This window comes from Meiothermus hypogaeus (genome assembly GCF_003574035.1).
In the GTDB taxonomy this organism is placed as follows: domain Bacteria; phylum Deinococcota; class Deinococci; order Deinococcales; family Thermaceae; genus Meiothermus; species Meiothermus hypogaeus.
This window is the reverse complement of record NZ_QWKY01000094.1, coordinates 1-10,307: the sequence shown is the minus strand read 5'-3', so window position 1 is coordinate 10,307 and position 10,307 is coordinate 1. Positions and strand designations below refer to the sequence as shown.

Annotated in this window: 12 protein-coding genes; 10 read left to right on the top strand and 2 right to left on the bottom strand. The window is 57.2% G+C overall.

Annotation, left to right across the window (positions count from 1 at the left end):
• The first annotated feature begins 312 nt into the window (after positions 1-312).
• From Mhypo_RS15700 to Mhypo_RS15675, 7 genes are all read left to right on the top strand, one after another.
• Entirely contained in the window at positions 313-1,293 is a 981-nt protein-coding gene (locus tag Mhypo_RS15700) for a branched-chain amino acid ABC transporter permease (RefSeq protein ID WP_119342209.1), read from the top strand.
• Positions 1,290-2,612 (top strand): branched-chain amino acid ABC transporter permease, encoded by a 1,323-nt coding sequence (locus tag Mhypo_RS15695; RefSeq protein ID WP_420846002.1) that lies wholly within the window; start codon positions 1,290-1,292, stop codon positions 2,610-2,612. Before Mhypo_RS15700 ends, Mhypo_RS15695 begins: the two co-directional genes overlap by 4 nt.
• Positions 2,600-2,722 carry a hypothetical protein gene (locus tag Mhypo_RS18910; protein WP_420846001.1) on the top strand — a complete coding sequence of 41 codons (123 nt, stop codon included), beginning with the start codon at positions 2,600-2,602 and terminating at the stop codon, positions 2,720-2,722. The genes Mhypo_RS15695 and Mhypo_RS18910 overlap by 13 nt, the downstream gene beginning before the upstream one ends.
• Positions 2,719-3,522, top strand: coding sequence for an ABC transporter ATP-binding protein (locus Mhypo_RS15690; RefSeq protein ID WP_119342208.1), 804 nt, complete (start codon positions 2,719-2,721; stop codon positions 3,520-3,522). The genes Mhypo_RS18910 and Mhypo_RS15690 overlap by 4 nt, the downstream gene beginning before the upstream one ends.
• Positions 3,509-4,222, top strand: coding sequence for an ABC transporter ATP-binding protein (locus tag Mhypo_RS15685; protein ID WP_119342207.1), 714 nt, complete (start codon positions 3,509-3,511; stop codon positions 4,220-4,222). The genes Mhypo_RS15690 and Mhypo_RS15685 overlap by 14 nt, the downstream gene beginning before the upstream one ends.
• 36 nt (positions 4,223-4,258) lie before the next feature.
• Positions 4,259-4,594, top strand: a complete 336-nt coding sequence (locus tag Mhypo_RS15680) for a cupin domain-containing protein (protein ID WP_119342206.1) — start codon at positions 4,259-4,261, stop codon at positions 4,592-4,594.
• A 66-nt stretch (positions 4,595-4,660) separates the two neighbouring features.
• The gene (locus tag Mhypo_RS15675; RefSeq protein ID WP_119342205.1) at positions 4,661-5,200 is read left to right on the top strand and encodes a GNAT family N-acetyltransferase; all 540 of its coding nucleotides are present in this window, start codon (positions 4,661-4,663) and stop codon (positions 5,198-5,200) included.
• A 2-nt stretch (positions 5,201-5,202) separates the two neighbouring features.
• Here the strand turns inward: Mhypo_RS15675 and Mhypo_RS15670 are convergent, their stop codons facing one another.
• The gene (locus Mhypo_RS15670) at positions 5,203-5,568 is read right to left on the bottom strand and encodes a YkvA family protein (protein WP_119342204.1); all 366 of its coding nucleotides are present in this window, start codon (positions 5,566-5,568) and stop codon (positions 5,203-5,205) included.
• Between the two features lie 270 nt (positions 5,569-5,838).
• Here Mhypo_RS15670 and Mhypo_RS15665 point away from each other — a divergent pair, with 270 nt between their 5' ends.
• The 3 genes from Mhypo_RS15665 (at position 5,839) to Mhypo_RS15655 (ending at position 9,790) form a co-directional block, all read left to right on the top strand.
• Positions 5,839-7,428, top strand: coding sequence for an ABC transporter substrate-binding protein (locus Mhypo_RS15665; RefSeq protein ID WP_119342203.1), 1,590 nt, complete (start codon positions 5,839-5,841; stop codon positions 7,426-7,428).
• Positions 7,429-7,830: 402 nt separating this feature from the next.
• Complete coding sequence (locus tag Mhypo_RS15660) at positions 7,831-8,835, top strand: ABC transporter permease (RefSeq protein WP_119342202.1); 1,005 nt, start codon at positions 7,831-7,833, stop codon at positions 8,833-8,835.
• Positions 8,836-8,905: 70 nt separating this feature from the next.
• A complete protein-coding gene (locus Mhypo_RS15655; RefSeq protein WP_119342201.1) occupies positions 8,906-9,790 on the top strand; it encodes an ABC transporter permease in 885 nt (294 codons plus the stop codon).
• A 326-nt stretch (positions 9,791-10,116) separates the two neighbouring features.
• Here the strand turns inward: Mhypo_RS15655 and Mhypo_RS18210 are convergent.
• Positions 10,117-10,307: hypothetical protein (locus tag Mhypo_RS18210; RefSeq protein ID WP_206074939.1), on the bottom strand; the 191-nt coding region annotated here is incomplete at its 5' end.

Here is a 10,307-nt window from a genome sequence, read left to right as displayed (position 1 = left end):
TTCTTCGCCGACCGACAGTGAAGGGCCATCGGCCCCCGGCTAGCGCCGGTACTCAAGGGAGGGGTGTGCTCTAGGATTCAAAAAGACAGCCTATGGGGTTTTTGGTTTTGTAAACTGTCTTTTTGAATCCGTTATCAGATCCAGCCCAAAACTGACCCCAGAGTCAGATTTGATGCTTTGACCTATCGCCGTGACCCCCGTTGTCAGCCCAACCGGCAACCGATATACTCTGGCAGGCTAAAGCTGGAAAGAATGCATCTGCGTATGAGTAAATATGCGTGCATTCGTATAATCTAATATAGGAGGTTTTACTTGACGGTTGCCGATCTGTTTGCCATCCTGCCGCAAACTTTCCTCGAGGGGCTCTTGCTGGGCTTTGTGTACGCCATGGTGGCGTTGGGCTATACCATGGTTTACGGGGTGTTGGGGCTGATTAACTTTGCGCACTCCGAGGTTTTTATGATCGGAGCAGTGATCGGCCTCGAGGTTTTCCGCTTCTGGGGCAACCCCGAAGCCCCAGTAATTTCCAATCCTTTCTTGCTATTGCTGGTGGCCCTGGTTTTTGCTGCGATAGGCTCGGGCATCATGGCCGTGCTTGTGGAGCGTTTTGCCTACCGTCCGCTGCGCAAGCGCGGTAGCAAGAGCATTTTGGTACCCATGATTACCGCCATCGGGGTCTCTTTCTTGTTGCAAGACCTGACCCGAATCTACGCCGCACTCCGGCACAATGAGTTCAACATGCAGTACCGCACTTTCGATGCTCTCAACACTGTGCTCGAGCTTCCCCTAGAAACCACTGTTCAAGTCAAGGGCATTATCGTCATTGTGGTCTCGATTCTGATGCTGATCGGGCTCACCTACCTGGTCAACCGCACCAAGCTTGGCAAGGCCATCCGGGCCGTCTCCCAGGATATGCAGACGGCTGCGCTCATGGGTATTAACCCCGACACCATCATTTCGCGCACTTTTTTGGTCGGGGGTTCTCTGGGCGGGGTGGCCGGGGTCTTGTTTGGCCTGCTCTACACCAATGTAACCCCCTATTCCGGGGTGTTGCCCGGGCTCAAAGCCTTTACTTCAGCAGTTCTGGGCGGCATTGGCAACATACCCGGGGCCATGGTCGGGGGTCTGATTCTGGGGCAGCTCGAGACCCTCTCGGGCACCTACCTGCCCTTCCTCACCAACGGCAATTTCGGTACCGAGTACAAAGATGTGTTCGCCTTCCTGACCCTGGTTTTGCTCTTGCTTTTTAGACCCCAGGGCATCTTTGGCCAGAATGTGAGCGAAAAGGTATGAACCGGTTTATTTTTCCTTTCACCCTCGCTTTCACGGCCCTCTCCATTCTAGGGGCCTTGCTGATGCCGCAAAACGGTTTGACCAACCTCGCCTTGCTGATCTCGGTGGGATTGGTGAGCCTGGGCAAAATACCTGCCCCCTGGCGCTCTGGCTTGCTGGCTGTCCTGGCCCTTACCCTGACCATCCTGTTGCGCCTCAACCCCGACGACAAACTGGCCTTTTATGGCCTCTTGGGCGTGCTGGTAGCGGCTTTTTTGCTGCCCAACCTGAGCAATCTGGTGCGCATCGCCCTGGGCGTAGCCATCCTGTTTATAGCGGTGCCCATTGCCGGGCTTACCAACTCGTTTTTGTTTGAACTGGGCATCCAGATTGGAATTTTTGCCGCGCTGGCCCTGGGTCTGAACGTAGTGGTGGGCCAGGCCGGTTTGCTCGACCTGGGTTTTGCCGCCTTTTTCGCCATAGGGGCTTATACCTGGGGCATCTTTGGCTCGCCCCAGGCTTCCGCGTTTATTGACGGTTTTCCTGCCGGTGGTCTGCCGGGCAACTACCTGTACTTGTTCATGGCCCTGGCCATCATCACCGCCGCCATCACCGGCGTACTCATCGGTCTGCCCGCCTTGAGGCTTAGGGGCGACTATCTGGCCATCGTAACCCTGGGGCTGGGCGAGGTGGTGCGGGTATTCGCCAACAACCTCGATAAACCCTGGAACATCACCAACGGCCCCCAAGGCATCACGCCGGTCAACCGGCCTGAGGTGGGGCCGCTCACCGAGTTTCTAAAAGCCATCGGGGCGGAACGCCTGTATGGGCGCCCCATCGACGAGCCCATCGCCTACTCGTTTTTCTTCTACCTACTGGTGCTGCTGGTAATTGGCATCGTGGTTCTGGTCAACATTCGGCTGGCCAACTCACGCTTTGGACGGGCCTGGGTGGCCATTCGCGAGGACGAAATCGCCGCCAAAGCCATGGGCATTCCACTGTTGCCCTCCAAGCTGCTGGCTTTTGCAACGGGGGCGGCTTTTTCCGGCATTATGGGTGCGGTGTTTGCTGCCAAGCAGACCTTCGTAAGCCCCGAGTCGTTTACCTTGCAAGCCTCCATCAACATTCTGGCCTTTGTAATTCTGGGCGGTATGGGCTCCATTGGCGGGGCGGTGGTGGGTGCTGCTGCCGTAACCGTACTCAACATCGGCATCCTCAAGGACTTCTCCGACTTGCTCAACACCTGGCGGCAGACCGGTGTTAACATTCTGGGCTACAACATGGCCAACCTGCCCCCCAGCTCAACCCTGCAAAGTATGAACGCCTGGTGTTTGGTTTGATTCTGATCCTGATGATGATCTTCCGGCCCGAAGGGCTGATACCCGAACAAAGACACAGAGCCGAGCTACAAGAAGCCCGTCAGGAGGCCCAGGAAGGGGGTGGCAAATGAGCGAACTGGCCCTAGACGTCCAGAACGCCACCAAAAAATTCGGCGGGTTGGTGGCCGTAAACGATGTAAGTCTGCAGGTGCGGTCCAGAGAGATTTTCTCGGTCATTGGCCCCAACGGCGCGGGTAAAACCACCTTTTTCAATTTGCTCACCGGCATCTACAAGCCGGATACCGGGAGGGTGATTTTTTTTGGGCGCGATATCACCGGTCGCTCGCCCGACTGGGTCGCCCGCAACGGCATTGGCCGCACTTTCCAAAACATCCGCCTCTTCAAGGCCATGACGGTTTTGGAAAACGTGTTGGTAGGCCATCATAGCCATACCCACCAGACCTATTTTGATGTCCTGCTACATACCCCGCGTTTTCATCTGGCGGAAAAGAAGGCCAAAGCGCGGGCCATGGAGCTGCTGGCCTACATGAACTTAGACAGGCGGGCCGAGGAACTGGCCTCAGGGCTTTCGTATGGCGAGCAACGCAGGCTCGAGATCGCCCGGGCTCTGGCCTTAGAGCCCAAGCTGCTCTTTTTGGACGAGCCCGCCGCCGGCATGAACGAGCAGGAAACCGAAGACCTTAAGGCGCGGGTGTGCAAGCTGCGCGACGACCTGGGCCTGACCATCGTACTTATTGAGCACGATATGGCCATGGTGATGAGCATCTCGGATCGGATTGCGGTGCTCGAGTACGGCTCCAAGATTGCCGAGGGGTTACCGGCGGAAATTCGCAGCAACCCCAAGGTGATCGAGGCCTACTTGGGCAAGGGCGCAGCCGGACAGGCCGGAGGGACGCATGCCTCTGCTTGAAGTTAAGGACATCCATACCTACTACGGGCACATCCACGCGCTCAAAGGGGTATCGCTCACGGTGGAAGAAGGCGAGATCGTGACCCTGATCGGCGCCAACGGCGCTGGCAAAAGCACCACACTTCGCACCATCAGCGGCATGAACAAACCTCGCAAAGGGGAGGTGGTGTACCAGGGCAACCCCATCCATAAACTGCCCGCCGACAAAATTGTGGGGCTTGGCATCGGGCATGTGCCCGAAGGGCGGCGCATCTTCCCCCGCATGACCGTGGAGGAGAACCTCGAGATGGGCGGCTTTCTGATCAGCGACCCCAAGGTGGTGCAGGAGCGCAAAGAACAGGCTTTTACCCTGTTTCCTCGGCTGGCCGAGCGCCGCCACCAGAAGGGCGGCACCCTGTCGGGTGGGGAGCAGCAGATGCTGGCCATCGGCCGGGCCCTGATGCAAGACCCCAAGCTCTTGCTGATGGACGAGCCCTCCATGGGGCTGGCTCCGGTGCTGGTAGACTTTATTTTCGAGATTATCCAGAAGCTCAATCAGCAGGGCAAAACCATTTTGTTGGTTGAACAAAACGCTCGCCTGGCCCTGCAGATTGCCCATCGGGGCTATGTCTTGCAAACCGGCCACCTCGCCATGAGCGGCCCCGCCAAAGAGCTGGCAGCCCGGCCCGAGATTCAGGAGGCCTATCTGGGCGGGCACTAGGTTCTAGCCCAGATCAAGGATCGGAGGCGTTGGGTCATGAAAACCAAATTTGCCCACACGGCCAGCCTGCCGGGCCTCGAGGTGCCCGGTGCGGTGCTGCGCCCCTTTGCAGGTGAACAACTCATGCTGATGCGGGCCGAGGGTAAAGCAGGCTCGCCCTTAGCACCCCACGCCCACCCCCACGAACAGATCACCCTGGTGGTCTCGGGGCGGCTCAAGCTGCGGATTGGGGCAGAATGGCTCGAGCTTGGCCCCGGCGATATTGCCCACGTGCCCTCAGGGGTGGAACACGAGGCTTTTTTTATCGAGGATAGTGTGGTGTTTGATGCCTTCCATCCGGTGCGGCAGGATTTACTGGACAAGCTCAAGTAAGGGCGATGGCCACAAAAGACTCCATCGCTGTAGTCAATCTCTAAAACACCCCGATAAAATCGGCCCATGCGGGCAGAAGTTACTACCTATTACCTCGAGATGACCTCGCCCAACGAACTGCGTCCCAAGCATGCACAAATAGAGGGGCTTCTGGTCATGAAAGCTGAAATTCCCTGCGCCGAGTTGCAGCACTTCCTCTACCGAAGCGTGGGGGGCAACTGGTACTGGTACGAAAAGGCCCACTGGACCTACCGGCAGTGGTGGGCCTATGCCCAGAACCCCAACCTGCACACCTGGGTGGCCTACCTGAAGGGCACCCCGGCAGGTTACTTTCAGCTCGAGGTGCAACCCGAGGAGAATGTCGAAATTGTCTATTTTGGCCTGCTGACGCAGTTTAGTGGGATGGGGCTGGGGGGCCATCTGCTCACGTGTGCGCTCGAGGAGGCCTGGCGGCTCGGAGCCCACAGGGTCTGGGTACACACCTGCTCACTGGATAGCCCGGCAGCCCTGGCCAACTACCTGGCCCGGGGTATGCGGCTTTACAAGACCGATACCCAAACCCAGGAGATTCCCGACCAAACCCCCGGCCCCTGGGACGGAGCCTAGCGCTAGCCAAACCATTCATCGGCCTTGCGGCGGGCTTGCTCCTTGATATCCGGGGTGATGTGGGCAGCCACAGTGCCCACCGCCAGCAACAACACGCTCAGATCGTCGGTAAAGCCCACCAAAGGCGCCAGGTCGGCCACCAGGTCGAGGGGCACCAAAAAGTAGACCAAAGCCCCTACAATGGTACGTTTGGCCCAGGCAGGGGTGGCCGGGTGCTGCAGGGTGTAGTAGAGCCACAGGGCCTTCTCCACCAACTCGCGGCCCGCGTAACGGGCAAAACGCCGGAGCTTGCGCCAGAATGCCGCATCGCTGTAGCGCTCACTTGGTTCGATCTCTATCAGTTCTAGTTTTTGAATTTCACTGGCCACGTTTGGCCCTCCTGGTTCGCCAGAAGCAAGCTGGACAAACAAAAAAGCATGTGTTGCACCCCCAACCAACGGGTGTAAGGATTATGGTAGCAGATTGCTTTCGTCAAACATGAGCTCATTTTTTTCGGCTCTCTTCACGAATAAGCAGGCAGGTGTATACTTCGCTCTGTAGTTTGTGCTACCGAGTTTTGCCCATTTCAGCCAGTGCTGAAAACGCAAATTAATGTGTTTTCGGCTCATTGGGTGAACTCGAAGGTAGGAGGAACCATTATGAAATATCGGCTGTTAGGTATCTTGGCTCTTGGGCTATTGGGCAGCCTGGGCATGGCCCAAAAAACCCTGGTGTTTGGCTCCAACGGAGAGCCCGCAAGCCTCGAGTCGGGCAATATCACCGATGGAATTTCCATCTATGCCCAGCGGCAAATCTACGATACCCTAGTAGATTTCAAACCCGGCTCCACCGATCCCCAGGCGGGGCTGGCGGTCAGTTGGTTTGCCTCTCCAGACGGCAAAACCTGGACATTCCGTCTGCGCCAGGGGGTCAAGTTCCACGATGGCACCGACTTTGACGCCAACGCGGTGGTGTTCAACGTCAACCGCTGGTGGGATCCCAAAGACCCCACACGCATCAGCGGTGGTTCCAACTATGAAATCTGGGGTGAGCTATTTGGTGGCTACAAGGGCGACAAGGGCAGCTTTCTGGCAGGTGTGAGCGCGGTGGATAAATACACCGTACGCTTCACCTTCAATAGCCCCGTGCCTTACTTCCCGGTGGCCATCGGTTCTGGCTATTTCGGCATTGCCAGCCCCGCCGCGATCAAAGCTGCTGGGGCCAAATATGGCACGGCTGCTGGAGGCGCGGTCGGTACGGGTCCCTTCAAGTTCAAGGAATGGCGCCCCGGCGACCGCCTGATCCTGGAAAAGAACACCAACTTCTGGAAGAAGGGCCTGCCCAAGAGCGATGGCGTGGTGTTCCGCTTCATTAAAGACCCTGCCGCCCGTCTGGCCGAGCTCAAGGCTGGCTCAATTGACTTCACCACCGACATTCCTCCAGCCAACCTCAAAGATCTGCAAAACGACCGCAACCTCCGCGCGGTCTTCCGCCCCAGCTTCAATGTGGGCTATCTGGCCTTGAACCCCAGCTACAAACCGCTTTCCGATGTGCGGGTACGCCAGGCCATCGCCATGGCCATCAACAAAAAGGAAATCGTCAAGGCTTTCTGGGGCGACCTGGGTGTAACCAACGGTCACTTCATGCCCAGCAGCTTCAAGACCTACTACTCGCCCAAAGTGACCGATTATGAATACAACCCCGCCAAGGCCAAGCAGATGCTGGCCGAAGCGGGCTATCCCAATGGCTTTGACCTCGAGTTCTGGTACATGCCGGTTTCACGCCCCTACTTCCCCACCCCCAAAGAAATTGCAGAAGCCATGGGCGCCGACCTCTCGGCCATTGGCATCCGGGTGAAATTCCAGACCAAGGACTGGGCCACCTACCTCAACGACCGCCGCAACCCGCCAGGCTTCCAGGCCTACATGCTGGGTTGGACGGGTGACTATGGCGACCCTTCCAACTTCTTCGATCCCCACTTCGCCTCCCCCATCACCGACCTCTTCGATAGCGCGGGCAACAAGCTGGACATCAAGGAACTCAATGAGGTTCTAGCGAAGGGTGCCGCCAGTTCCAACCAGGCCGAGCGTGTCAAGCTTTACCAGCAGGCCGACGAAATCACCTTCAACCTGGCCCTGCGCATCCCCATCGTGCATAGCCAGCCCCTCATCGCTCAGCGCACTTCCATAAGCGGTTGGGTTCCCAGCCCATTGGGCAGCGAGTCCTTCGAGGATATCGTCAAGCGCTAAACCCACAGACCCTCTGTAGGGCGTAGTTCGCTACGCCCTCTTTTTATTGGAGGCCATCGGTAGCAGTACCTTTTATACCGGATTCAAAAAGACAGTTTACAAAACCAAAAACACCAGAGGCTGTCTTTTTGAATCCTATCCCTTGAGTACCGGCGCTAGCCGGGGGCCGATGGCCCTTCACTGTCGGTCGGCGAAGAAAGCGTCTCCCTTCCAAGGGGCGGTATCGCCCTCCGCTACGCGGATAACTTCCAAGGGGCGGTATCGCCCTCCGCTACGCGGATAACTTCGGTCGGGTTAGTTGGTCACCAAAGGGTGACGAACTAACCGAATCTGGTATTACTTTTCAGGACTTCACAACTGTAATCCAGGCATATATCATCTGAAAGGTTAGGTATCTGGCACATGTGGTCTTATGCAGGCAGGCGTTTGTTGAGTGTCATCCCGGTCTTGTTTGGGATCTCACTGCTGGTTTTTTTATTTCTTCATCTGATCCCCGGTGATCCGGCGGTGGTTATGCTAGGCGAGCGGGCTGGCCCCGAACGCATTGCCGAGCTTCGCAGCAAGCTGGGCCTCGAGCGCCCGCTGTGGGAACAGTACCTGTTGTTTGTGGGCAACTTGCTGCGAGGCGATCTAGGCACCAGCATTTTCAATCAACTCACCATCAACGAGCAGTTGGCCCGCCGCTGGCCTGCTACCTTCGAGTTGGCTATCGCCGCAACCCTGTTTGCGGTTGTCATCGGAATTCCCTTTGGAATCCTGGCTGCCGTGCGCAAAAACACGCTCCTGGACAATCTTGCCACCTCCTTTTCGCTCTTAGGGGTGTCGCTACCGGTTTTTTGGTTGGGCTTACTGCTGGTATACCTGTTTGCGGTGAACCTCCAGTGGCTACCCGCAGGCGGGCGGCTTTCCATTGATGTGGATGCAGTGTTTAAGCCCATTACCGGGTTTTATGTGTTGGATGGGCTATTTCAGCCCCAGAGCTTCTGGGATGTGGTTCGGCACCTGATTCTGCCCGCCATGACCCTGGGTACCATCCCCCTGGCCATTCTGACCCGCATCACCCGTGGGGCCATGCTCGAGGTGCTCTCGCAGGACTACGTGCGCACCGCTCGAGCCAAAGGCCAGACCGAACGGCTGGTAATCTGGCGCCATGCCCTCAAAAACGCCCTCCTGCCCGTCGTGACCATCATCGGCTTGCAGTTCGGAACTCTTTTGGGCGGCGCCATCCTGACCGAAACCATCTTTAGCTGGCCCGGCATCGGAAGCTGGATTTATGAAGGCATCCTCAACCGCGACTATCCGGTCGTGCAGGGTGGGGTTATTTTTGTGGCCCTGGTGTTTGTGGTGGTCAATCTGGTGGTAGACCTATCTTATGCCCTGCTCGACCCAAGGATTCAATACCGATGAAAAACTGCGTTCACCCAAAGCAACCCTCTCCCTCCTATGGGCTTGAATTTTCCATGTTGAGCGAGGTGGTATGGCCCTGACAGCGACTGCTCCCAAGACCTCCAACGATACCCCAACCCGATTGGCGATTCGGCGCTTCATGAAATCCAGCTCGGGAAAAATCGGGTTGGTAATGGCTGTTTTTCTCATCTTGCTCGCGTTGCTGGCGCCTGTGTTCAAGCCCTACAATCCCGCTACCGATCGCGACTACATCAATCGCCTGAAGCCCCCTTCTGCCGAGCGGGTATTTGGCACCGATAACCTTGGGCGCGACGTTTTTACCCGTGTGATTCACGGCAGCCGAATTTCGCTACAGGTTGGGCTGGTCGCCGTAGCCCTAAGCCTGACCATAGGCACTTTGCTGGGTCTGGTTGCGGGGTACTTCAGGGGCGGAATCGAGATCTTGATTGGCTGGATTACCGATATTTTGCTGGCTTTTCCCAGCACTTTGCTGGCCATCGCCATTGTGGCAGTAGTGGGGCCCAGTCTGACCAATGCCATGGTTGCGGTCAGCATTACCCAGATTCCGGTCTATATTCGGCTGGCCCGCAGTGTGGTGCTTTCTGCCCGCGAACTCGACTATGTGCAGGCTGCAACAGCACTGGGCGCACCCAACCGGCGGATTCTACTGCGCCACCTGTTGCCCAACGCCTTGCCCCCAATCATCGTGCAGGCGACCCTTTCCATTGGCACCGCAACGCTCGAGACCGCCGCCCTAGGCTTCCTGGGCCTGGGCGCACAGCCACCCGCACCCGAGTGGGGCGCGATGCTCTCGGATGCCTTTCGGGGTGGCTATGCACTCAATTCCCCCTGGACCATGATCTTCCCCGGTCTATTCATCATGTTAACTGTGCTGGCCTTCAATTTGCTCGGAGATGGTCTGCGCGATGCCCTCGACCCAAGAGCCCTTAAGTGAAACTTGAAATCAACGAAAAACTACGATAGGGGCCTTTGCTGGCCTGATCGGGCCGCATTCACTTTGAACCGGGCACAAAAATATACGAGCTACCGTTTGTCTTGAAACTGGACTTATACCGGATTCAAAAAGACAGTTTACAAAACCAAAAACGCCATAGGTTGTCTTTTTGAATCCTGGAGCACACCCCTACCGAACGGTCGGCGAAAAAAGCGTCTTTCTTACAAGGGGCGGTATCGTCCTCCGCTACGCGGATAACTTCGGTCGGGTTGATTCGTTACCGAACGGTAACAAATCATAAGAAATCCCTCTGATCCATTCCCTCATCATCCTCCCGGCCACCAGTGGAAGAGGGTATGGCTCCGAATAAGGTCCGGCTGGGTCTGCAGATAGGCACAGCGGGCTTCCACTTTGCTCCACAGTGCCTCTTCATCCTCCACCTGCCCATTGGCCACCACCCCATCAATCAGCCCCCAGGTTCGTTCCACGGGCTGCAGCTCAGGCGAGTAGGGGGGCA